The 23,532-nt window shown below is 57.9% G+C and carries 22 protein-coding genes and 5 tRNA genes; 17 read left to right on the plus strand and 10 right to left on the minus strand.

Features of this window, described 5'->3' with window-relative positions:
- The first annotated feature begins 125 nt into the window (after positions 1-125).
- From QZ332_RS03875 to QZ332_RS03920, 10 genes are all read left to right on the plus strand, one after another.
- Positions 126-2,165 carry an S-layer homology domain-containing protein gene (locus QZ332_RS03875; protein WP_295762523.1) on the plus strand — a complete coding sequence of 680 codons (2,040 nt, stop codon included), beginning with the start codon at positions 126-128 and terminating at the stop codon, positions 2,163-2,165.
- A gap of 150 nt (positions 2,166-2,315) precedes the next feature.
- On the plus strand, positions 2,316-2,561 hold the full coding sequence (locus tag QZ332_RS03880) for a hypothetical protein (RefSeq protein ID WP_295762525.1): 246 nt from the start codon (positions 2,316-2,318) through the stop codon (positions 2,559-2,561).
- A gap of 8 nt (positions 2,562-2,569) precedes the next feature.
- Positions 2,570-2,800 carry a hypothetical protein gene (locus tag QZ332_RS03885; RefSeq protein WP_295762527.1) on the plus strand — a complete coding sequence of 77 codons (231 nt, stop codon included), beginning with the start codon at positions 2,570-2,572 and terminating at the stop codon, positions 2,798-2,800.
- A 321-nt stretch (positions 2,801-3,121) separates the two neighbouring features.
- On the plus strand, positions 3,122-3,625 hold the full coding sequence (locus QZ332_RS03890) for a hypothetical protein (RefSeq protein ID WP_295762529.1): 504 nt from the start codon (positions 3,122-3,124) through the stop codon (positions 3,623-3,625).
- Between the two features lie 303 nt (positions 3,626-3,928).
- Positions 3,929-4,732 carry a hypothetical protein gene (locus QZ332_RS03895; protein WP_295762531.1) on the plus strand — a complete coding sequence of 268 codons (804 nt, stop codon included), beginning with the start codon at positions 3,929-3,931 and terminating at the stop codon, positions 4,730-4,732.
- A 285-nt stretch (positions 4,733-5,017) separates the two neighbouring features.
- The gene (locus tag QZ332_RS03900; protein ID WP_295762573.1) at positions 5,018-5,182 is read left to right on the plus strand and encodes a helix-turn-helix domain-containing protein; all 165 of its coding nucleotides are present in this window, start codon (positions 5,018-5,020) and stop codon (positions 5,180-5,182) included.
- Between the two features lie 39 nt (positions 5,183-5,221).
- Positions 5,222-6,178 carry a hypothetical protein gene (locus tag QZ332_RS03905; RefSeq protein ID WP_295762533.1) on the plus strand — a complete coding sequence of 319 codons (957 nt, stop codon included), beginning with the start codon at positions 5,222-5,224 and terminating at the stop codon, positions 6,176-6,178.
- A gap of 71 nt (positions 6,179-6,249) precedes the next feature.
- Positions 6,250-7,404, plus strand: a complete 1,155-nt coding sequence (xerC, locus tag QZ332_RS03910) for a tyrosine recombinase XerC (RefSeq protein ID WP_295762536.1) — start codon at positions 6,250-6,252, stop codon at positions 7,402-7,404.
- 104 nt (positions 7,405-7,508) lie between these two features.
- Positions 7,509-7,820, plus strand: a complete 312-nt coding sequence (locus QZ332_RS03915; RefSeq protein ID WP_295762537.1) for a DUF4258 domain-containing protein — start codon at positions 7,509-7,511, stop codon at positions 7,818-7,820.
- A gap of 9 nt (positions 7,821-7,829) precedes the next feature.
- Positions 7,830-8,051: a type II toxin-antitoxin system MqsA family antitoxin gene (locus QZ332_RS03920; RefSeq protein WP_367116647.1), complete on the plus strand. Its 222-nt coding sequence runs from the start codon at positions 7,830-7,832 to the stop codon at positions 8,049-8,051.
- Positions 8,052-8,490: 439 nt separating this feature from the next.
- Here the strand turns inward: QZ332_RS03920 and QZ332_RS03925 are convergent, their stop codons facing one another.
- Positions 8,491-8,841, minus strand: a complete 351-nt coding sequence (locus QZ332_RS03925; protein WP_295762541.1) for a helix-turn-helix domain-containing protein — start codon at positions 8,839-8,841, stop codon at positions 8,491-8,493.
- Positions 8,842-9,032: 191 nt separating this feature from the next.
- On the opposite strand from QZ332_RS03925, the gene QZ332_RS03930 reads away from it, so the two are divergent.
- Both QZ332_RS03930 and QZ332_RS03935 read left to right on the plus strand, forming a co-directional pair.
- Complete coding sequence (locus QZ332_RS03930; RefSeq protein WP_295762543.1) at positions 9,033-9,641, plus strand: acetyltransferase; 609 nt, start codon at positions 9,033-9,035, stop codon at positions 9,639-9,641.
- 241 nt (positions 9,642-9,882) lie between these two features.
- Positions 9,883-10,278 carry a cupin domain-containing protein gene (locus QZ332_RS03935; RefSeq protein WP_295762545.1) on the plus strand — a complete coding sequence of 132 codons (396 nt, stop codon included), beginning with the start codon at positions 9,883-9,885 and terminating at the stop codon, positions 10,276-10,278.
- Here the strand turns inward: QZ332_RS03935 and QZ332_RS03940 are convergent.
- The 8 genes from QZ332_RS03940 to lspA all read right to left on the minus strand — a co-directional run bounded on the left by QZ332_RS03940 (position 10,271) and on the right by lspA (position 13,327).
- Positions 10,271-10,999 (minus strand): AraC family transcriptional regulator, encoded by a 729-nt coding sequence (locus QZ332_RS03940; protein ID WP_295762547.1) that lies wholly within the window; start codon positions 10,997-10,999, stop codon positions 10,271-10,273. The two genes, QZ332_RS03935 and QZ332_RS03940, sit on opposite strands and share 8 nt — an antisense overlap.
- A gap of 65 nt (positions 11,000-11,064) precedes the next feature.
- A tRNA-Cys gene (locus QZ332_RS03945) sits at positions 11,065-11,139 on the minus strand.
- Positions 11,140-11,425: 286 nt separating this feature from the next.
- A tRNA-Gly gene (locus tag QZ332_RS03950) sits at positions 11,426-11,501 on the minus strand.
- A gap of 3 nt (positions 11,502-11,504) precedes the next feature.
- Positions 11,505-11,580 (minus strand) — tRNA-Phe (locus QZ332_RS03955).
- Positions 11,581-11,603: 23 nt separating this feature from the next.
- Positions 11,604-11,680, minus strand: a tRNA-Asp gene (locus QZ332_RS03960).
- A gap of 46 nt (positions 11,681-11,726) precedes the next feature.
- A tRNA-Val gene (locus tag QZ332_RS03965) sits at positions 11,727-11,803 on the minus strand.
- Positions 11,804-11,934: 131 nt separating this feature from the next.
- A complete protein-coding gene (locus QZ332_RS03970; protein ID WP_295762548.1) occupies positions 11,935-12,852 on the minus strand; it encodes an RluA family pseudouridine synthase in 918 nt (305 codons plus the stop codon).
- Entirely contained in the window at positions 12,818-13,327 is a 510-nt protein-coding gene (gene lspA / locus QZ332_RS03975; protein ID WP_295762550.1) for a signal peptidase II, read from the minus strand. The genes QZ332_RS03970 and lspA overlap by 35 nt, the downstream gene beginning before the upstream one ends.
- A gap of 312 nt (positions 13,328-13,639) precedes the next feature.
- Here lspA and QZ332_RS03980 point away from each other — a divergent pair, with 312 nt between their 5' ends.
- The 5 genes from QZ332_RS03980 to QZ332_RS04000 all read left to right on the plus strand — a co-directional run bounded on the left by QZ332_RS03980 (position 13,640) and on the right by QZ332_RS04000 (position 19,935).
- Complete coding sequence (locus tag QZ332_RS03980) at positions 13,640-14,830, plus strand: M20 family metallopeptidase (RefSeq protein ID WP_295762553.1); 1,191 nt, start codon at positions 13,640-13,642, stop codon at positions 14,828-14,830.
- A 131-nt stretch (positions 14,831-14,961) separates the two neighbouring features.
- Positions 14,962-16,179: a hypothetical protein gene (locus QZ332_RS03985; protein ID WP_295762556.1), complete on the plus strand. Its 1,218-nt coding sequence runs from the start codon at positions 14,962-14,964 to the stop codon at positions 16,177-16,179.
- Positions 16,180-16,401: 222 nt separating this feature from the next.
- Positions 16,402-17,568 (plus strand): amidohydrolase, encoded by a 1,167-nt coding sequence (locus QZ332_RS03990; RefSeq protein WP_295762561.1) that lies wholly within the window; start codon positions 16,402-16,404, stop codon positions 17,566-17,568.
- Between the two features lie 12 nt (positions 17,569-17,580).
- A complete protein-coding gene (locus QZ332_RS03995; RefSeq protein ID WP_295762564.1) occupies positions 17,581-18,747 on the plus strand; it encodes an amidohydrolase in 1,167 nt (388 codons plus the stop codon).
- Positions 18,748-18,762: 15 nt separating this feature from the next.
- Entirely contained in the window at positions 18,763-19,935 is a 1,173-nt protein-coding gene (locus QZ332_RS04000; protein ID WP_295762567.1) for an amidohydrolase, read from the plus strand.
- A 160-nt stretch (positions 19,936-20,095) separates the two neighbouring features.
- Here the strand turns inward: QZ332_RS04000 and nifJ are convergent.
- A partial coding sequence (gene nifJ / locus QZ332_RS04005) for a pyruvate:ferredoxin (flavodoxin) oxidoreductase (protein WP_295762570.1) occupies positions 20,096-23,532 on the minus strand: 3,437 nt, incomplete at its 5' end.

The following is a 23,532-nucleotide window of genomic DNA, read 5'->3' on the forward strand; positions in this document are numbered from 1 at the left end:
CCGTCGCATTGCTTTTGTTGTTCTTGGCAGGGAAAGCATGGGCTGTCCCTGACAGCCAGTCAGGGCGGTTCATGCGGAACCTGTTAAGAATGGGAAGGCCGAGAGGCCCAAAAGGAGACAGGAAGATGAAAAAACGAATACTTTCACTGGCGTTAGCCCTGGCATTATGTTTAGGGTTAGTTACCCCAGCAATAGCGGCAGACACATCAGGACTGGACACAACAACGAAAAAACTATATTATGACGTCTTGACCGCTGAAATTAGTAAACATGGAATAGTCTCTAGTTCTGGCGGCTCTGGTGTGGAATATGCGGCATTAGAGGACATGGACGCAAACGGTATACCCGAGTTAATCACTGTTCGCTATACAGATGGTTTAGCTAATATTAACGTTTGGACTATACGAAACGGGAAAGCAGTACAGACCGTAGATGAGGAAGTTAGTGCTGGCGGAACGTTGACAGAAGCAAATATTTTTCTTGCTCGTAAGTCAGGCCAGATTGTCATATGTGATAGCTTTGAATGGTATGAGAGAGGCTATGAATGGTCTGGCGGAGAGGATTTGCTTATAATTAACATACATTATGCGGATGGCAGAACCGAGAAAATTAGAACTGATGATGAAACAGCCGTAGACACGAAGTGGAAAGAATTTAACAGTACTTGGACAAAGGACAGCTTCTATTTTGGGGGTGGAAATGGTTTATGGCTTCATGATGATAAGGCCGCTGAAGCTGTAAAACAGGTACAGACAGCTTTGACGGATAAGGCAAAATCAAATCCTGCCCCTGCCGCTGGTACTTATGGAAGGTATTCAATTGTTGACCCGGAAGGATATTTTGAGATTTCTTTTGATTTAGCGAAGGTTGAGAAAACTACCGTGCAGTATCGGAAGCACTGGATTGTCCCTACAAAAGAGTATATCGAACCATACAGTAATATAAATGTTACATTGGTAACGTTAAAGTCTGGAAGTAATATCAATATTTCGATTTCTGATGAAGAAGTTGAGAATGTTCAATATTCTTTGACTAAAGATGGGCGTAATAAATACACATATTATCCGTCTACGGCAGATTTTATCGGAGACGATTTTTACATGGCTTTCCTTTCATCAAATGGCGATGAGTTCAAGGGCGAGCTTAGATCACACTCTGTCTTAATACACACCAATAATGAGAGCTATATTATTGAGTATGAAACTGCTGCAAAACCTTCAACTTCTGGGTTTACCGACGTTAAATCTGGTGCTTACTATGCGGACTCAGTAAAATGGGCGGTAGATAAAAAGATAACGAGTGGTACAAGTGCAACGACATTTTCACCCGATAGCACATGCACCGTGGCGCAGATTTTAACATTCCTCTGGCGTGCAAACGGTTCGCCAGAGCCTACGGGCCGCAACCCGTTCAGTGATATTTCCAGCAGTGATTATTTTTACAAGGCGGCAATCTGGGCGGCGAATAAGGGACTTGTAATAGGTAATAAGTTTAATGGGAATGCACCTTGTACCCGGAGCATGGTAGTTACATACTTGTGGAAGCTGGCGGGAAGTCCCAGTATGAATGTTGCTGGTGGTTATGGGCCTCAAACGATTTCAGGCGTGACGTTTGATGGGAAGTCATGCAGTATTGATTTCAGTGCCGCAACTTTGGAAAAAGCAACGGTTACTACAAAAATACTTACCGAAGCTGAAGTTGGATATGATACAATAAACATGGTTGGACCTGCTACAATAGTTACGGTTAGTCCGGGAAGTAAATTAACTTTGAAGGGTGCCGCTTCTGTTTCTGCCTATGAATACATTGTTGAAAATAGCAGGGAATTATTGGAGCCGGATAGTCAGATGGGTACGGTTATTTCTTCTGGGTCAGTTGAAAATGCCTTTAGTGAATTTGCTGATTCTTATTTCCCTATTGCGTTGAAACTACTTAAAGATAAAAATGAGAATCAGTATATCATGGTTATGGGTTCTAATTCTGTTCCTTCAATCACTTCATCGGGCTTCACAGATGTTCCCTCCAGTGCCGCATATGCGCAGGCGGTAGCATGGGCAGTTGAAAAGGGAATTACAGCGGGGACGAGTAATACAACATTTAGCCCTAACGCTACTTGTACCCGAGGCCAGATCGTTACATTCCTACATAGGGCTATGGGAAAATAAAACTTAATAAAAAGGACAGGGCCAGCATATCAATTTATTTGATGTGCTGGCTCTGTTTTTATAATTCAATGATAAAAAGCAGGTATGCTAGTTAATAAACTTGCAATACAAAAGGGGGTAGTTTAATTTTGAAGGGAGGGACAAGGCAACATGGTAAAAATACATGGTATAGAGGCTTGGGTGCGGGAAGAATACGGCAACCCTGGTAGAGTATACGCTTGCTATTTTCAAATACGGCACGGGTTTAACGGTCAGTGTGTAACGCCGTTGCAAAGAAACATTATCCCGATTTGTAGCAGGGAAAAAGTTAAAGATTTTGTCAGCAAACAGGCAAAATCACTTGCCGACATATGGAATTTAAACCCACCTAAAAAGGGAAGAAAAAAGAATGCCTAATGGAATCTTTGAGCCAGGTGTTGACCTGGCTCATTTTTTATACATTGAGCAGAAAAGTCACAAGCATTTCTTTTTATACTCTTTTTAAGCTGGTTGAGAGATTTGAAGCAGTTGAATTTATAGTTTATTTGACAAACGACCCAAATCATTTGGGGATTTTATGGATAAACACCCAAGTATTTTTGGGGGTTCTGATTACAGATTATTTCAAGGAAATTTGGGGATGGATGGAGGGATAAGAGGGGTTTCCAGAAAAAAATAATGGAATGGGTGGGGAAGTAGAAAAACAGAATTTCAGCAGAAATGAAGCTAGTTGAATTTTTAGAAAAGATAATTTTCAGAAATAGAATGACAATAATGAAAACAGTACGGGGATAGCAATTTGTCATTGATGTGACTTGAATCGTTTATCCTGAATGTGCAGACCCAGCAACACCCCTAGTTTTTATAGGTCACTTCCTTGCACTTTCACGTCTTGTTTGTCATGTGACCCGGCGTTAGTATGATTGTGTTGAAAGGGTTAAGGACTTTCAAAAATCAAAATTTAGGAGGACTTAAAAATGTGCAAGGCTACTGTTATCTTCGAGGAGAAGCTGGGGAAGCGGCGTGAGGGCTGGGCGGTTTATCTGAACCAGAGCCGGGACTTCACTTGGTACAGTGACAAGCAAATCAAAGGCAAGATTGCCAGCGGGGAGCGGATTAATGGCGTGGTGGTGAACGAGGCCGGGGAAGTTGTGATGGATGAGACTTTCACGACTGGCCTGTTGAGCAAGACCGGGCTGGCTACGTATACCCCCATCAAGGAGGACGAGGACAGCGGCGTGAGCAAGTATTTCGCTGTCGTTCGGGTTCTCAAAGGCGGCAAGGCTGGCGATCGCTATGAGCTGGTGAGCAATCGGTTCAAGCTGGAGGTCGTGGACGCTGACAGGCTGAAAGCATTGCTGTCCCTGATTAGTGTGGGCGGGGCCAGAGTGGACGAGAAGGGCCGGGTGGTAATCCATGAGGGGGTAAGCGTGGAGGAGGCCACAGAGGACCCCAAGGGGGCCAGAGAGGGGGCGGTCTAAATGACCGCCCTTTCTATTGACTTTGTACTGGGGTTCAGCTGTTTGGGGCTTGGGGTTCTGCTATATTTGGCATATGAGTTTATCGGATTGTTCCGGGAATTGTTGATGATTCTCCGGGAGTTATTGGAGGAGCTTCGGAGCGAGTGAAGTTCTAAAAGTTCCAACAGCAACAGCCAGTTTGATTTTTTATCAAGCTGGCTGTTTGTTGCGAATGTTGCAAATGTTGCGAAAGCATTTTGTTGCCATCTTGCCGAAAATCTATTATACTAGGTTTAATTTTATAGGTCGATGGAGGGTTTGGAGATGGCGAGGGAATGGGGAAAATCAGTACTTACAGAAGAAGAAAAGAAAGCCCGTGAAGAAAAGGCAGAGCAAAAGAAACAGGAGAAAGAGGAAAAGGAGAAAGAGAAAACGGAGAGAGAGAAACAGGAGCAAGAGGAGAAGAAGAAAGAGGAACAGCGCAAAAGGGAATGTAGACTTAACAAGAAAATCAATTTCTATGTTATGCGCCATATGTGGCAAGTTATTCGGGGGAGAAATGCCGCAAACAGAATATATGAGTGCTTTGGGATAAGTCGGCAACGATATTCAAGGGCCATTGAGACAGGCCATATACGGTGTAGTGCCAGTGAATTGGATAAATGGGAACAGCTAACAGGTATTAGCAAAAAGATATTTCAAGGAGAAGATATATTTACATGGCATACTCAGGACAGCATGGAAGAAGCGGTATCAGCAATTGAATGGAAAAAACTGTTTGCTTGGAGAGGATACGAAAAGATAGAGGGGAAAGAGGTAGATGATAAAGAAGGAAGAGCTCTTCAAGAGAAAATACACAAAGACATGAAGAAGGCCGCAAGGTACGATAGGAATACTCATCACTTTTTCCGTTTATGCTACTTTTTAGAGAAGGACAAGCCAGCTCCGTTGCAAGAATCGGATTTACGGCTTAAAGGTGTCCAACAGGCATTAAGGACTTTAACATTTAGTTTAGCAGATGATTGCAGTATTGAGTTGCTGGAAGATACTCTTAAATTACTTAATAACAAGCGTACCATGGTCAATGGCATTATTGTATATCGGAAAGAAAAACAGAAAGACAACTAACTCTAATCCGTGCCAATAGGCACGGATTTTTTATAAAAACAAGAATACAAATATTGAACATAGAGTTACATAATTAAAATAAAAGAGTTACATTATAAATTCAAAAATTCGCATAAGCATTATATAAAGTAATGTTTCTTGTTTTTGGAAAAATGTATGTTACATTAAAATTGTCAAGAGGGAACAGCAAGACCCAATCCCACACCGACGTGAACCTACAAAATTAAATAGAAGGGAGGTGCTATTATGGAGCGCACTAACGGTCTGCCTTTCGTGTTGACACCTATGGACGTTGCGAGAGTGATGTGTATTTCACGCAACAAGGCCTATGAGGTGGTCCACAGTCGAGATTTTCCTAGCTTCAAGGTAGGAAAGCAGTACAGGGTTAGCCGTGACAAATTCTTGTCATGGTTAAGCACTGCGAGCGACCAGAAGATGGAGATTGCATAATGAATGAACAAACTACATTAATTAAAGGAGAATATCAACATGAATCGAGAAGACAATAACAATGCGGTCCAGAGCGCCGAAGGAAAGGCCATTACCCTTAATGAAGCTATGGCACAGGCTAAAAGTGTACCAGGAATGATACTGCCAGCCACTGACCTGGTGAATCAAATCCCAGAGAATGAACGTGCGGTCATAGCGCCTGACACGGAAGCTGTTCCAAGTGTAACTAAGGTTCTAGACAACCTGGCTCTTGAAGTTCCAGAGGATGAACGTGCGGAGGCCGGTGAGGCCGATGAACTTGAAGAAGTCCGTAAGCTAGGGGTATTTGAACCGACAGTCGGCATGGCAAATATCCTAGATGTCCTTGATAACAAGGTTTATGCAAGGATTTATGTGGATTCTGATAAAGTGCGCTATATCGAGTTTTGTGAACAGTATTCGGATGGGAGTTTTTCACCCAAAATGAGGGCAGAGCAATCAAGTATGTTGCTTGCCGAAAAGTATAACTTTATTGCTAAAGATGTACCTGAAGCATCCTTAAGAAACAGAATTTCAAAGTTTATCTTTAAGATGACAGAGGAATACCTGGGAAAATACAACGGTCTTGACGAAGCTCTTGATATTGTCGAAGTACTGAATGTATTGCTAAAGGTTCGAGGAAGTTTGCCTGTTTATGAAACTGCTCCAAAGGAACTGGAACCAGAGCAATTTTATCATCAGGTCATACAGACGATTAAAGATCAGGCATTTGCGTCGCCCAATATCCATAAGGCATACTACACGCTGAATTATGAGGAAGTCACCATAGTTGAAAAGGAACTGGGAATGAAACGTGGCACACTTTTGCCAAAGCTAAAGGAATATGGATTCCTGTATTTGACTGAATCATGCAAGGGCTACCAGACAAATGTACGCTTCAACTGGGGTAAAGGAGATTCTTCCACAGAGTGGATGTACTGCATTTATAAGCTGGAATACTTTACAGAGAATAAGTGAGGGCATCTATTGACACCGGGGCGGATTGGCGTTACAATCCGCCCCACTCTTTTAGAAAGGAGCGATTGAGTATGGCAAAGCGGGCAAACGGAGAGGGCAGTATCAGAAAGCGCAAGGATTCTAAATGGTTGGTAACTTTTCCTAGCGGGCTGTATAAGGACAATGGCAAGCGAGAGTACATTTATCGCTATGCGGCTACACAGGCAGAAGCGGCGGAGATTCTGCGCCAGCTTCAAGCGGAGAAGGGAATGGGGGTCAGTCAGAGCAGGGCGGCGGTCAAGATGGGTGATTGGATGGAAAACTGGATTGAAAAGCATAAGGCCCCGAAGCTGGCTCCGGCTACGCTGACGAGCTATCGCAATAATTTTAGAATCCATATCAAGCCCTACATTGGGGATATTGTACTGCGGGAGTTGAGCACCTATCATATCCAGCGTTGCCTTGACAGAATAGGCGGCAGTTGTTCAACCTTTGTGAAAAATTATAATATCATACATGGTTCTCTTGAAAAGGCGGTTGAGCTTGGCATGATGGTTCGGAATCCCTGTAAAGGGGTGACATTCCCCAAGAATGATACAGAGGATATGCGGGTGCTGTCAAAAGAGGAACAGCAAAGGTTTATTGAGCAGTTAGAGGGGGAATATTATCGGCCCATGCTCCTTATGTATCTATATTCCGGCTTGCGGATGGGGGAGGGTATCCCTTTGACATGGGAGGATATAGACTTGGAGAAGCGGACAATCCGGGTAAATAAAAAAGCGATCGTCTGTCATGACTACGCCAGTCATTCAGCTCCGCAGGTGGTTCAGGACTTCTGTAAAACGAAGTCCAGCAAACGAAAAGTGATTATTACCTCTGGTTTAGTTGGGGTTCTGAAGGAGCATAAAGCGGAGATGATGAAGCGGGTAGAGCAGTCAGGGGAGGAATGGAGCGAGAGCGGCCTTGTGTTTCCGAATACACGGGGGAACATGGTACATAATCGGAACTTGCAGAACTCGCTTTATAGGATTTTTGCCAAGTGCGGTATTGCAGGAGCGACAATGCACACACTACGACACACCTACGCAACAAGATGTTTTGAGGCGGGGGTTGATATTAAGGCGATCAGTGAGCAGTTGGGACACGCCAATGTCAAGACAACCTATAATATTTACGTCCACTTGTTGGAGGATACGAAAGAGAAGGAGATTGACAAGCTAGCGGGTATTGACAAACTGCTGGCGTGAGGAAAGAAGCCCGGTAGCCTTGGGAAGAGGCTACCGGGTTAAATATTGCGCTTGAATTTTTGACCCGTATGCGATATGATAATAATAGGCTGGAGGGGGTAGAGATGGACATTCAAAAAGTTCAATCGCTGTTTCAAAAGCGTTCTGTCAAGTGGTCTACTCACTGCTTGGAACGGATGCAGGAGCGTGATATTTCAAGGGCTGACGTACTCTCCTGCGTTCTTCAAGGGGAGATTATAGAGGACTACCCCAATGATTACCCCTTTCCCAGCTGTTTGATTTTCGGGTATACTACAAAGGGCAAGGTTCTTCATACCGTGATAGGAGTGGATGGAGTTACCGCCTATGTCATTACGGCCTATTATCCCAGCATAGAAAAGTTTGAGGCCGACTTGAAAACCAGAAAGGAGCGTTGACTTATGTGTATGTTCTGCAAATGCGACACGGTGAAAGATTCTGTTACAACGCATGTGGTGAACTATAAAAATTGTATTATCGTCATTAAAAACGTTCCTTGTGAGGAATGTGAGCAATGTGGGGAAAAGTTTTACACGGATGAAGTTGCCGAGCGGTTGGAAAGGCTGGTATCAGCGGCTAAAAGGCTCATGCAGGAGATCTCCGTGATTGACTATCAAAAGGCGGCGTGAGGGGTTTACCGGATTTTTGCCGCTTCTGGAGTTGGACAGCGGGGCTTTAAGTATGGGGAAAAGCTAGGGGCCAGAGGGGAAAGAGCCTGTTTGGGCTACCGGAATTTTACCTCTTCCAGCTTGGGATTAGGGGTGAAAAGCTGGGACTACTTGGGAGAATGAGGGCTGAAAAGCGTTGACAGATGGGACCAAATGTGATATGTTAGCACTACCTAATAGCGTGGCCCCATAAAGGTGAAGGACATGATCCTCAAGGAGGCCATCGAGGAGCGGCAGGCAGCAGACGCTAGGGCCGTGAAGGCGTTCGGAGGTTCGGACGAGGCTCCGGCAGAGGTCTGAGGGGAGCCGCATCGCGAACGCAACGCCCCCAGCGATGGGCCTGAAAGTGAAAGATGGTACTGCTTGGGATCTTCCCAGGCAGTACCATCTTTTTGCCGTCTCACCGTTCGGGCGGCCGGTGGCCGCAGGCCAGGAGGTAGTTCTTCAAGATCTCCTCCAGGCAGTTCAGCTGCATCTCGCTGAGCGGCTCCAAATATTTGAGCAGGTGACCGTAGTCTACTTTCGATTCCTTCCCGGTCAGGATGTAGTCGGCGCTCACGTTCATCGCGCGGGAGAGGTTCAGGAGGCTTTCCGCGCGTATATTTTTGATCCCGCGTTCGACGCAGGCAAAAAATTGCCAGGAAAGGCCGGAGGCTTCCGCCGCCTGCTCCTGCGTCCATCCGAGCTGTTTCCGCCGCTCTGCGATCCGGGCGCCCATCTCCATTGCCAACAAAGAGCGTTCTTTTGCCATAGCGCTACTCCTTTTTATTGCCGTTAGTGATAGTTTAGAGGGAGGCGGCGCTACATATTATTGCCTATCATATAATAAAAATATTGCCAATGACGAAACTGCGTGCTATACTGGACACAGCAGGAGGACGAATATGAGGGAAAGGCGGTGCGGTCTCGCGGGATACGGGGTTTCCTGCAGGGACCTTCTTGATGAAGGATGTCATCATCGTTGGCACAGGAGGACATGCAAAGGTCGTTGCGGACATCGTCCTGAGCGCGCGGGACCACCTGGTCGGCTTCATCACGGGAGACGACAGGATAAACGACTTCATGGGATGGCCTGTTTTGGGACGGGACACGGAGTATGGCAAGTTCCTGGACTGCTGTTTCGTCATAGCGGTCGGGGATCCGGGCGCGCGCGAACGGATCGCCGGCTCTATGGAGGGCGTGGGATGGTACACTGCCATACATCCCTCCGCGTCGATATCCGCGATCCATACCTCGATAGGGGAGGGGAGCGTCGTCATGGCGAATGCCGTGATCAATCCCTGCGCGCAGATCGGGAGACACTGCATCATCAATTCCAATGCGACCGTCGAGCATGACGATCAGATCGAGGATCTCGTACATGTATCGGTGGGAGCCGAGCTGGCCGGAGCCGTGAAGGTCGGGAGGCGGACCTGGATCGGCGTGGGGGCGGCGGTGAAGAATGGGATCCGCATATGCCGGGACTGCATGATCGGCGCGGGGGCCGTGGTCGTGAAGGACATCGAGGTCCCCGGCACCTATGTGGGGGTCCCGGCCCGCCGGGTGAAGTGAGCCTGGACCGCGGCGGACGGGGACCGCACGGACCGCGGCGATAGCCCCCCGGCAGGGCGGCACGGGACAGGCGCGCGCAGGACGGGACAGGAGCTGCCCGGCGGGCAGCTCCTGTTCGGCGGGGAGCGGGGTGGTACGGCCCCGGAGGAAGAGCGCAATTTCGTACCATACAGCCCCCCGCGGGAGGGTGTAGGATATCCTCATGCAGGCGCCTGCAAATACACGATCGGGAGCATGAGGGATGGAAAAGGAAAACACGTTCGAGCGGTTCGATAGGGGAGGCCGGCTGGTCCTGGCCGGAGGGGAGATCCCCTTCGCGGATATCCCGTGGTCCAAACACCCCGCCTTCGAGGGCGTGGAGCTGAAAGCCATCGTCACGTCGGAGCAGACGGCGGGGGAGGCCAGCTTCCACCTGGTGCGCATCGCGCCGGATAGAGCGATCGGGGAGCATATCCATGAGGCCCAGACGGAGACCCACGAGGTGATCGCCGGCAAAGGCGTGTGCGTCTGCGAGGGGGCGGAGCTGCCCTATGAGCCGGGCGCCGTCGCGGTCATGCCCAAAGGTGCGCCCCACGAGGTGCGGGCAGGCGGAGAGGGCCTGTACCTGTTCGCCAAGTTCTTCCCGGCGCTCATCTGAGCGGCGGCAGCACCGTGCGGGAGGCCCGGTAAACGGCGGGGGTGAGCCCCAGCAGCCGCTTGAAGTGCCGGGTGAGGTGGCTCTGGTCGCAGAAGCCGGCGGCCAGGGCCGCTTCCGCGATGCCGCAGGGGCCGTCCAAAAGGCGCTGGGCCTTGCGGACGCGGTGCTGGATCTGGAGCTGATGGGGCGTCAGACCGAGGGAACGCCGGAAGCTCCGGATGAAATGGTATTGGCTCATGTACGCGGCCTGGGCCATCTCTCTGACCTGCATCCCCCGCTCCGGGGAGCGCGCGATCTGCCGCTCCGCCGCGGCGACGGACGGCGGGAGGGCCGCGGGAGGCGGCAGACGGCGGAGGGAGGCCAGCAGGCCCGCCAGGGCCTCCGGCTCCGGGACGGCCTCCAGCAAGCGCCGGAGGCCGTCCTGCGCCGCCTCCAGGCGGAGCATGTCCGCGGGGACGCACAGGCTCAGCAGGGAGTAGGGACCGTCCCCGCGGAAGCTGTGCGGCAGGTGCGGCGGGATCTGGAAGCATTCGCCGCTCGCGCAGACGCGGGAGGCCCCGCCGCAGACGAGCACGACGGGACCGGCCAGCACCAGCCCGGCGGTGAAGACGGAAGCGTGGGTATGGAGGGGATAAGCGATCCGGGAATCCCGGCAGACGATGGCCTCCATCCCGGCGCCGCCGTCATAAACGTATCGGACAGGTCCGGCCCCGGACATCATACGCACCTCCTCAAAAAACGACGCGGCGGACAAAAAGGGAGACGGGTGAAGCCCGTCTCCCTATCTGGAGGTGACACCCGGATTTGAACCGGGGAATCAGGGTTTTGCAGACCCTTGCCTTACCACTTGGCTATGTCACCGTATCCACATTCCTATTATATGCGAACTCCCGGAAAAAGTCCATACTTTTTCAAAAAATTTTTCAAAGTTTTTTGAAAAGCTCCCCCACCAAACCATCCTCCGGGACATCCCCCTCCGAGGAGCGGGCGAAGGCGGCGGCGCGCTCCCTCGTCTCCCCCGCAGGGGCGTCCCTCTCCTCCCGCGGACCAACGCAGCGTTCGCGGGAGGAAAGCGAAGGAATTCCCCGTCCGGCGCAGTTTTCGCCGCAAAGCAGCGGAAACGGAGCGGTAAGGGGAATTCCTGAGCTGGAGCGGGCAACGAGGCTCGAACTCGCTACCTCCACCTTGGCAAGGTGGCGCTCTACCAGATGAGCTATGCCCGCGGATGGTGCCCAGAGCCGGAATCGAACCAGCGACACGTGGATTTTCAGTCCACTGCTCTACCAACTGAGCTATCTGGGCAGATGCCCCGAGGGGCAGGAAAGTGGCGACCCGGAACGGGCTCGAACCGTCGACCTCTAGCGTGACAGGCTAGCGTTCTAACCAACTGAACTACCGGGCCGTTTCCAAAAACGTGGAAGGACTGGGGGGAGGGAACCCGAAGGAGCTGGTGGGAACAACTGGACTCGAACCAGTGACCCCCTGCTTGTAAGGCAGATGCTCTAACCAGCTGAGCTATGCTCCCGGGTCGTCGCTCACGTTAAACGGCAAGAGTCATTATACGAAAGGGATCCCATTTTGTCAAGACGTATTTCAAAATTTTCTCGGATTTTCTAAAAACGTGGACGGCAGGGCCCCGCGGGCCGGGGAGCGGGCTCAGGCCCGCCTCGCCAGCTTCTCCAGCTGGGCCCGGAACTCCTCCGGCAGGGGGCACTCCAGCTCCACGGCCTCCCCGGTCCGGGGATGGAGGAACCGCAGGCCCACGGCGTGGAGGCACTGGCCCTGGAGCCCGGGGACGGGCTTCTTCGCGCCGTAGACCGTGTCGCCCAGGATGGGGTGGCCCAAATAGGCCATGTGGACCCGGATCTGATGGGTCCGCCCGGTCTCCAGGCGGCAGCGGAGGCGGGCGGCGCCCGGGAAGCGCTCCAGCACCTCCCAATGGGTGACGGCGGGGCGTCCTTTGGCGGTGACCGCCATCTTCTTGCGGTCCGCCGGGTGGCGCCCGATGGGCGCGTCCACGGTCCCCGCGTCCTCCCGGGGGGCCCCGACGACGATGCATTCATAGGTCCGGGCCAGGGTGTGATCCTGGAGCTGGGCGGCCAGGGCCTGGTGGGCGAAGTCGTTCTTAGCCGCGGCGATCAGGCCGGAGGTGTCCCGGTCGATGCGGTGGACGATGCCGGGGCGCAGGGCCCCGCCCACGCCGGAGAGGGAGCCGCCGCAGTGGTAGAGCAGGGCGTTGACCAGCGTCCCGTCCGGGTGGCCGGGGGCGGGGTGGACCACCAGGCCCTTGGGCTTGTTCACCACGATGACGTCGGCGTCCTCGTAGACGATGTCCAGGGGGATGTTTTGGGGCCGGGCGTCGATGGGCTCCGGGTCCGGCAGGGAGACCGTCAGGACCTCCGCCCCGGTGAGCCGGCAGTTCTTCGCCGGGGGACGCCCGTCCAGCGTCACCCGGCCCTCCTCCAGCAGGCGCTGGACGGCGGAGCGGGTGAGCCCCCCGATCTGCCCGGCCAGCCAGGCGTCCACCCGGATCCCGGCGTCAGCCGCCGTGGGACGGAGCGTCAGCGTTTCCATGGGAGGACCCCTCCTTGTCGTACTTTTCGTAGAACCACTGGTAATAGATCAGCCCCAGCACACAGCCGCAGACGATGCACATGTCCGCGACGTTGAAGACCGGGTAGTCCATGAACTGGAAGTTGAACATATCCACCACATAGCCCAGGCGGACCCGGTCCAGGATGTTCCCCAGCCCGCCGGAGACGATCAGACAGCCCGCCAGCACCCCCAGGGGGTGCCGGACCACCCGCCGGACCAGCGCCGCCAGGATGGCCAGCACGATGAGGCTGGTGGCCGCGACCAGCAGCCAGCGCATCCCGGAGAAGCTGGACCAGGCCGCGCCGTAGTTGTGGACGGTCCGCAGTTCCACGAGCCCCGGCAGGAGGGGGCGGGCCTCCCCCAGGGGGAGGGTAGCGGAGATATAACGCTTGACCCACTGGTCCAGCGCCAGCAGCGCCAGGGCCAGCAGAGCGGAAAGGGCAGTCGGGAGCATAGCGGATCCTCCTTTCGACAGGCCGGGCCTGTCCCAGTCAGTGTACACGATTTGGGCGGGAAAAGCAACCTCCGGGCCGGGGGAAAGGGGGGCGCCGGTGACACCAAGATGTGCAAAATGACAGTTTTTGAAAATTCGGGCTTGTATCTGGGCGGATCTATGGTATAATAACAAACATAAATCTCAAAACTCGAGGGATCTATTCGTTAGATATACCAATTTTTACCAACTTTGAAGCGGAGATCGAAGAGCGGTCTCGAAACGCCCGGGGCGGCGCCGCCGCTGAGGGCCCTACGGGAGGAGAGGGAGCTTATGAGCAAGATCCAAGCGGCCGTTGCGGCCTGCATGGCGGAGATCGTCGAGATCCGCAGGGATATCCACCGTCATCCGGAGACCGGATGGAAGGAGGAGCGGACCTCCGCCCTGGTCCGGGAGAAGCTGAAGGAGTACGGCGTGGACGAGATCCGGACCCCCGCGGCCACGGCCGTGGTCGCCCTGATCCGCGGCCGGGCGGGCGAGGGCAGGTGCGTGGCCCTCCGGGCGGACATGGACGCGCTGCCGATGCCCGAGGAGACCGGCCTCCCCTTCGCCAGCGAGACCCCCAACGTCATGCACGCCTGCGGGCACGACATGCACACCGCCTGCCTGCTGGGCGTGGCGAAGGTGCTGTGCGGCATGCGGGACGAGTTCAAGGGCTCCGTGAAGCTGATCTTCCAGCACGCCGAGGACGTGCAGCCCGGCGGCGCGAAGGAGATCGTGGCGGCGGGCGCCCTGGAAGATCCCCATGTGGACGCGATCTACGCCATCCATATGCTGCCCGATGAAAAAGAGGTGGGCAAGGTCTGCATGAAGTCCGGCGGCATGTGCACCTCCGTGGACATTTTCGACGTGACCATCACCGGCCGGGGCGGCCACGGATCCACGCCCCATGTCACCGACGATCCCCTGCTGGCCGCGTGCCAGATGATCACCATGATGCAGCAGATCGTGGCCCGGCGGGTGGATCCCCTGGAGACCGGCATCGTCACCGTGGGGGGCATCCACGGCGGCGCGGCCCCCAACGTCATCCCGGAGAAGGTCTGCTTCACCGGCGTGAACCGGGCCTACAGCGAGGAGGTCCGGCACAAGATCCGGGAACAGATGATGGACATCGGGCGGGGCATCGAGGCCATCTCCGGCTGCAAGGTGGAAGACGATTACCGGGACGGCTATCCCCCCCTGGTCAACGACGCCGCCCTGGTGGACCTGGCCCGGGAGGCCGTGGCCGAGGAGCTGGGGCCGGATTCCATCATCGAGCTGGAGCGGCCCATGAGCTTCAGCGAGGATTTCGCCGTGTACAACGTGGTGGGCGGCGTGCCCGCGGCCGAGTTCATGGTCTGCGCCGGGTACGGCGGTGAGCGGCTCTATCCCCTCCACAGCCCCAAGTGCATCCTGAAGGAGGAGGCCATGCCCTACGCCATCCGCACCCTGGTCAGCGTGGCGCTGAGATACCTCAGCCGCTGAACCTTGACAACGTATTCCGACGCGGGGACGGCGGTCCCCCGGGGCCTCTATGCGGCAGAAGCCCCCGGGAGGGGCCCGGCTCCGCGTTGTGGATAAATACATCTCAACTTGGATCAAAGAGGAGGAAGAAAATGTACAACTTTGCGTTAGCGTTTTTCGCCTGCGCCGTCGCCTACGTGATCGGTGAGATCGTCTCCACCGCCACCAAGGCATGGATCCCCTCGGTGTTCGTCACCGCCGTGGTCATGCTGATCGGCTACTGGACCGTTTTCCCCGAGACCCTGGTCAGCGATTCCCAGCTGATCCCCTTCGGCAGCACCGTCGGCATCTATCTCTGCCTGACCCACATGGGCACCGTCATCAGCATCAAGCAGCTGATCGACCAGTGGAAGACCATCGTGGTGTGCCTGGCGGGCCTGGCCGGCATGTGCGCGCTGTGCCTGATCATCTGCCCCCTGGTGATGGATAAGGCATACGTCATCTCCGGCCTGCCCCCGCTGACCGGCGGCATCATCGCCGCGGTCACCATGCAGGAGGCCGCCCAGAAGCTGGGCCTGGAGGCCGCCGCCCTGTTCGCCATCGCCATGTACTGCGTCCAGGGCTTCGCCGGCTATCCCCTCACCGCCGTCTGCCTCCAGCTGGAGGGCAAGAAGATGCTCCAGGAGTACCGCGCGGGCGGCGGCAAGGCCGTCGCGTCCTCCAACAAGGTGGACGCCGTCAACGGCAAGCTGGAGACCGAGGCCGCTCCCAAGAGGAAGCTGATCCCCCCCCTGCCCGGCAAGTGGAACTCCAACGCGGTGATCTTCCTGCGGCTGATGGCCGTGGGCTGGCTGGCGACCCAGCTGGGCAACGTCGTCATCCCCTGGATCAACATGAAGATCAGCGGTGCGGTCTGGGCCCTGATCCTGGCCGTCATCGCCACCACCATCGGCTTCCTGGAGGAGGACTCCCTGAACAAGGCCCACTCTTACGGCATCGTCATGTTCGCCCTGATGATGTACGTGTTCGACGGCCTGAAGACCGCCACCCCCGCCATGCTGGCCGGCGTCATCCTCCCCATGATCATCCTGATCGTCGTCGGCGTGTTCGGCATGGGCGTTTGCTGCTTCATCGTCTCTAAGATCTTGAAGATGCCCTTCCTGCTGTCCTTCGCCACGGCCCTGACGGCGCTGTACGGCTTCCCGCCCAACGCCATCATCACCGAGTCCACCTGCACCGCCCTGGCGCAGAACGATGAGGAGAAGGATTACCTGATGGGCCGCATGTTCGCCCCGATGATCGTCGGCGGCTTCACCACCGTGACCATCACCTCCGTCATCATCGCCGGCATCTTCGCGGAGATGCTGTGATCCCCTTCCCGGGGAGACGGGAGAGTCCTGGGGGCTTTTTGCCGCAGGTTTGACGATATCCCGCGCGGATATCATGGGAGGCTCCAGGAGACGGAAGCCCTCGGCGGATCTCGCGAGACGCCCCGGGGAGCCTGCACTTTGTGAAACGGACCACAACATGATCGGTGCCCCCAGGGCCCGCCCCGCGGGCTCTGGGGAGCTTTTTAAAAAGGAGAGAAGGCCATGGGAGCGAAAGAGACCGCCGCGAAGTATCAGGATTACCTCATCGAACAGCGCCGCTGGTTCCACCGGCATCCCGAGTACAGCGAGGAGGAGTTCGAGAGCTGCAAACACATCCGGGCCGAGCTGGACAAGATGGGCGTGGAGTGGCGCGCCTGCGGCCTGGAGACCGGCACCCTGGCGACGATCCGGGGCGCGAAGCCGGGCAAGACCATCCTCCTCCGCGCGGACATGGACGCGCTGAAGGTCCAGGAGGAGACGGGCCTCCCCTACGCCAGCGAGAACGCGGGATTGATGCACGCCTGCGGCCATGACTGCCACATGGCGATGCTGCTGACTTCCGCCCAGGTCCTCAAGGACTTGGAGGGGGAGCTCTGCGGCACCGTGAAGCTGGCCTTCCAGCCCTCCGAGGAGATCGGCACCGGCGGCAAGTCCATGGTCGCCGGGGGCGCCATGGACGGGGTGGACGGATGCTTCGGCGTCCACGTGTGGGCCGATGTGCCCTCCGGCAAGGTCTCCGTCGAGGCCGGGCCCCGGATGGCCTCCGCCGACATGTTCAAGATCTATGTCACCGGCAAGAGCTGCCACGGCGCCCAGCCTCATCAGGGCATCGATCCCGTGGTGGTGTGCAGCCAGCTGGTCAACGCGCTCCAGGTCATCGTCAGCCGGGAGGTGGACCCCAACCAGACCGCCGTCGTGACCGTGGGCCAGATCAGCGCGGGCACCAGCTGGAACGTGGTGCCGGACACCGGGTTCCTCCAGGGCACCACCCGCACCTTCGACGCCGGCGTGCGCAAGCAGCTGGAGGAGGCCGTGCGGCGGATGGTGAAGTCCGTGGGCGAGACCTATCGGGCCGAGATCGAGCTGGAGTGGATCCCCATCGTCGCGCCGGTCGTCAACCATCCGGACATGTCCGCGCTGGCGGCGGAGGCGGCGAAGGAGGTCATCGGGCCCGACGCCCTGGCGCTGTACGACAAGACCAACGGGGCGGAGGACATGTCCTGCTACATGGAGAAGGCCCCCGGTGCGCTGGCGTTCCTGGGCGTGGGCTGCGAGGCCTGCGGGGCGGTATGGCCCCAGCACAATTCCAAGTTCCGTGTGGACGAGTCCGCCCTGATCCACGGGGTGGAGCTGTGCGTCCAGGTGGCTATGGAGCATAACGCGCGATAAGGAGGAGTCTATATGGGTATCAAGCAGGCCGACGAGGCCATCAAGAGCTATCTCATCGAACAGCGCCGCTGGTTCCACCAGCATCCTGAGGTCAGCGAGAAGGAGTTCGAGAGCTGCAAGCGCATCCGGGCCGAGCTGGACAAGATGGGCGTGGAGTGGCGCCCCTGCGGTCTGGAGACCGGCACCCTGGCGACGGTCAAGGGCGCGAAGCCCGGCAGGACCATCCTGCTCCGGGGGGACATGGACGGGCTGACCGTGCAGGAGGAGACCGGGCTGGAGTACGCCAGCGAGGTCCCCGGCGTGATGCACGCCTGCGGCCATGACTGCCACATGGCGATGATGCTGGCCGCCGCCAAGATGCTCAACGAGCGGAAGGACGAGCTCTGCGGCACGGTGAGGCTGGCCTTCCAGCCCGCCGAGGAGGTGGCCACCGGGGCCCGGTCCATGATCGAGCAGGGCGCGCTGGACGGCGTGGACGGATGCTTCGCCATGCACGTCTGGGCCGACGTGGAGTCCGGAAAGGTCGCCATCGAGGCGGGCCCCAAGATGGCCGCCGCCGACTGGTTCCTCATCGACATCGCCGGCAAGGGCAGCCACGGCGCGGCCCCTCATCAGGGCATCGACGCCGCCCCCGCCACCGCCGCGATGGTGGAGGCGATCCAGACCATCGTCAGCCGGGAGGTGGATCCCAACCAGCCCGCCGTCATGACGGTGGGCGTGATCGACGTGGGCACCCGCTGGAACGTGGTGCCGGAGTACAGCCACATCGAAGGCACCGCCCGCTGCTTCGACCCCGCCGTCCGCCGGCAGCTGGAGGACGGCCTGCGCCGGATCGTGAAGTCCGTGGCCGAGGCGTACCGGGTGGAGGCCAAGCTGGAGTGGCGCTATATCGTGCCCCCTGTGGTCAACACGCCGGAGATCTCCGCCCTGGCGGCGGAGGCCGCGAAGAAGGTCATCGGCCCCGACGCCCTGGCCGCCTACGACAAGACCAACGGCGGCGAGGACTTCGCCTATTTCATGGAGAAGGTCCCCGGCGCGGTGGCGTTCCTGGGCATCCGCAGCGAGGCGTGCGGCGCGGTGTGGGTGAACCACTCCGGGCATTTCTGCGTGGACGAGGACGCGCTGGTCGGCGGCGCGAAGCTCTACGTCCAGACCGCCATGGATCACAACGCACAGTGAGAGGGAGGAGCCTTTATGAATTTCAAACAAGCCGCGGAAGCCGCTGAGGGCTATATCATCGAACAGCGCCGCTGGTTCCACCAGCACCCCGAGCTGTCCCTGGAGGAGGCGGCGACCACCGACAAGATCCAGGCGGAGCTGGAGAAAATGGGCTATACCGTCCACCGCTATCCGGACTACAACGGCTGCTGGGCCATGCTGGACGGCGGCGAGGGCAGGACCGTGGCCCTCCGGGCCGACATCGATGCCCTGCCCGTGGAGGAGAAGACCGGGCTGGCCTTCGCCAGCGAGAACGCGGGCGTGATGCACGCCTGCGGCCACGACTGCCACATCGCCATGCTGCTGGGCGCGGCCAAGCTGCTGATGGAGCACAAGGACGAGGTCCACGGCAAGGTGAAGCTGATCTTCCAGTCCGGCGAGGAGACCTGCCACGGGGCGGACTACTACGTGGAGCATGGGCTGATGGACGGCGTGGACGCCATCTTCGGCCAGCACATCTGGGGCAAGCTGGAGGAGCCCTATCTGAACGTGGAGCCCGGCCGCCGGATGGCCAGCTGCGACAACTTCACCATCACCGTGGAGGGCCTCTCGGCCCACGGCACCCAGCCGGAGCTGGGCGCGGACGCGCTGATCGGCGCGGCGTCCATCCTGCTGAACCTCCAGACCTTCGTCTCCCGGAACAACAGCCCGCTGAACCCCCTGGTCGTCACGGTGGGCGAGATGCACGCGGGCCAGCGGTTCAACATCATCGCCAACCACGCGGTGATGTACGGCACCGTCCGGACCTTCGACGCCGCCTTCCGTATGACCGTCGAGGGCCACCTGCGCCGCATCGTCGAGAACACCGCCGCCGCCCTGGGCGTCAAGGCGAGCCTGGAGTACAACTACTATCTGAGCCCCCTCATCAACGACGACGAGCTGCTGAACGAAGTGGCCCAGAAGGCCGCCGAGAAGCTCTACGGCCCCGAGGCCACCAAGGAGCTGCCCATGGCCATGGGCAGTGAGGACTTCGCCCTCTTCGCCGACAAAGTCCCCGCCGTCTTCGGCTTCCTGGGCAGCCGGAACGAGGCCCTGGGCTACACCGCCGGCAACCACAACGACTGCTACACCGTCAATGAAGAGGTCCTGAAGCGGGGCACGGCGATGTACGCCCAGTTCGCTGTGGACTATCTGGACGCGGCGAAGTGAGACCTCCGGAGGACGGGGGCAAGACCGTCCTGCGAAGGGCCGCATATGGGAGCCGCTTCCTCCCTGGAGCGGGCGGCTGATGCGAGTGAGAGCATGTTGAAGAGGACCCCGGGCCATAGGCCCGGGGTCCTCTTATCTTCGCCGGAAGGATCGCGGCGCCTTACTCGGCGTACATCTCCTTCAGCTTCAGCAGGTGCTGATAGCGGTCCATGGCGGACTTCTCGTTGCGCTGGAACAGCTCGCTGGCCCGGTCGGGGAACTCGCGGGTCAGGCGGCTGTAGCGGGCCTCGTTCATCAGGAACTCCTGATAGCCGCCCTTGGGCTCCTTGGAGTCCAGGGTGAACTTCGCGCCCTCAGCGGCGGGGTTGAACCGGAACAGGTTCCAGTAGCCGCACTCCACGGCCTTCTTCATCTCGGCCTGGCAGTTCATCATGCCGCCCTTGATGCTGTGCATCTCGCAGGGGGAGTAAGCGATGATCAGGGACGGGCCGGGATACGCCTCGGCCTCCTGGATGGCCTTGAGGGTCTGGGCGGGGTTGGCGCCCATGGCGATCTGGGCCACGTAGATATAGCCGTAGCTCATGGCGATCTCGGCGAGGGACTTCTTCTTGATCTCCTTGCCGGCGGCGGCGAACTGGGCCACCTGGCCGATGTTGGAGGCCTTGGAAGCCTGGCCGCCGGTGTTGGAATAGACCTCGGTATCGAAGACGAAGATGTTCACATCGTTGCCGGAAGCCAGGACGTGGTCCACGCCGCCGAAGCCGATGTCGTAAGCCCAGCCGTCGCCGCCGAAGATCCACAGGGACTTCTTGGAGAGGTACTCCTTATCCTTCAGGATCTCCGCCACCAGCTTGCAGGCATCGCAGTCGCAGAACTTCGCGCCGGAATCCTTCAGCTCCTTGGCGTGGGCCTGGAACTGGGGCAGCTGGTCGCCGAAGACCTTGGCCGCGTCGGGGCTGGCCGTGAAGGCCACGATATCGTCCACGGTCATGATGCTCTCTTCCAGCAGCTTCACATACTCCTTGGTGGCCTCGGCGTTGGCCTTGCCGTCCTCCATGGTGTCCAGCCACTTCTGGGCGGCGTCCTTCAGGCCCTGGTAGGTGTGGGGCACCGCGATCAGGGCCTCGGTCTTGGCCTTCAGGCTCTCGCGGATGGCCTTCTGGCCCAGGTACATGCCCAGACCGTGCTCGGCGTTGTCCTCGAACAGGGAGTTGGACCAGGCGGGGCCGTGGCCTTCCTTGTTGACGGTGTAGGGAGAGGTGGCAGCCGGTCCGCCCCAGATGGAGGAGCAGCCGGTGGCGTTGGAGATATACATCCGGTCGCCGAAGAGCTGGGTGACGAGACGGGCATAGCTGGTCTCGGCGCAGCCCGCGCAGGAGCCGGAGAACTCCAGCATCGGCTGACGGAACTGGCTGCCGGGGACGGTGCTGTCCTGGAGGTCCTTCTTCTCGGAGACCTCGGCCACGCAGTAGTTGAAGACCTCCTGCTGGGCGGCCTCCTGCTCCTGGGCGACCATCTTCAGGGCCTTCTCGCCCTTCCGGCCCGGGCAGACGCCCACGCACACGCCGCAGCCCATGCAGTCCAGCGGGGAGACGGCGATGGTGAACTTATAGCCCTTGCCCTTGCCGGTCTTGTCGATGACCTTGGCGGCGGCGGGGAGCTTCGCGGCCTCCTCCTCGGTCATGGCGTAGGGACGGATGGTGGCGTGGGGGCAGACATAGGCGCACTGGTTGCACTGGATGCAGTTCTCGGGCATCCAGGTGGGGACGGACACGGCCACGCCGCGCTTCTCGTAAGCGGCGGCGCCCAGCTCGAACTGGCCGTCCACATGCTTGACGAAGGCGGAGACCGGCAGGCTGTCGCCGTTCATCTTGCCCACGGGATCCAGGATCGTCTTGACCTGCTCCACCAGCTCGGGACGGCCGGTGCGGACCGTGTTGTCGGGGGCGTCCTGCGCGTCGGCCCAGGAGGCGGGGACCTCGAACTTGTGGTAGGCCGTGGCGCCGGCGTCGATGGCCTTGTGGTTCATATCCACCACGTCCTGGCCCTTCTTCAGGTAGGAGTGGGTGGCGGCGTCCTTCATATACTGGATGGCCTCCGCCTCGGGCATGACCTTGGCCAGCTTGAAGAAGGCGGACTGGAGGATGGTGTTGGTGCGCTTGCCCATGCCGATCTCGATGGCCAGGTCGATGGCGTTGATGGTGTAGACCTGGATGTTGTTCTCCGCGATATAGCGCTTGGCCACGGCGGGCATGTGCTTATCCAGCTCCTCGGCGGTCCACTGGCAGTTGATGAGGAAGGTGCCGCCGGGCTTCACGTCCCGGACCATGGGGAAGCCCTTGACGATATAGGCGGGCACGTGGCAGGCCACGAAGTCGGCCTTATTGATATAGTAGGGGGCGCGGATGGGCTTGTCGCCGAAGCGCAGATGGCTGACGGTGACGCCGCCGGTCTTCTTGGAGTCGTACTGGAAGTACGCCTGGACATACTTGTCGGTGTGGTCGCCGATGATCTTGATGGAGTTCTTGTTGGCGCCGACGGTGCCGTCGCCGCCCAGGCCCCAGAACTTGCACTCGATGGTGCCCTCCGCCGCGGTGTTGGGGGCGGGCTTCTCCTCGAGGCTGAGGTGGGTCACGTCGTCCACGATGCCGATGGTGAACTGGCGCTTGGGCTCGGCCTTCGTCAGCTCCTCATACACGGCGAAGACGCTGGCGGGCGGGGTGTCCTTGCTGCCCAGGCCGTACCGGCCGCCGATGACGGTGACGTCGCTCCTGCCGGCGTTGGCGAGGGAGGCCACCACGTCCACGTACAGGGGCTCGCCCAGGGAGCCGGGCTCCTTGGTGCGGTCCAGGACGGCGATCTTCTTGCAGGAGGCGGGGATGGCGGCCAGCAGCTTATCCGCGCGCCAGGGGCGGTACAGGCGGACCTTGATGAGGCCGACCTTCTCGCCGTGGGCGTTCATATAGTCGATGACTTCCTCGGCCACGTCGCAGATGGAGCCCATGGCGATGATGACGCGGTCCGCGTCGGCGGCGCCGTAGTAGTTGAAGAGCTGGTAATCGGTGCCTAGCTTCTCGTTGACCTTGGCCATATACTTCTCCACCACGTCGGGCAGGGCGTCGTAGTAGGGGTTGCAGGCCTCGCGGTGCTGGAAGAAGATGTCGCCGTTCTCGTGAGAGCCCCGCATGTTGGGCCGCTCGGGGTTCAGCGCGTGCTTGCGGAAGGCGTCCACGGCGTCCATGTCGCACATCTCTTTCAGGTCGTCGTAATCCCACACGGCCACCTTCTGGATCTCGTGGGAGGTGCGGAAGCCGTCGAAGAAGTTCACGAAGGGGACGCGGCCGGAGATGGCGGCCAGGTGGGCCACGGGAGAGAGATCCATGACCTCCTGCACGTTGCCCTCGCAGAGCATGGCGAAGCCGGTCTGGCGGCAGGCCATGACGTCGGAGTGGTCGCCGAAGATGTTCAGCGCGTGGCTGGACACGGTGCGGGCGGAGACATGGAACACGCAGGGCAGCAGCTCGCCGGCGATCTTGTACATATTGGGGATCATCAGCAGCAGGCCCTGAGAGGCGGTGTAGGTGGTGGTCATCGCAC

Origin of the sequence: uncultured Oscillibacter sp. (genome assembly GCF_910584465.1) — a bacterium.
In the GTDB taxonomy this organism is placed as follows: domain Bacteria; phylum Bacillota; class Clostridia; order Oscillospirales; family Oscillospiraceae; genus Oscillibacter.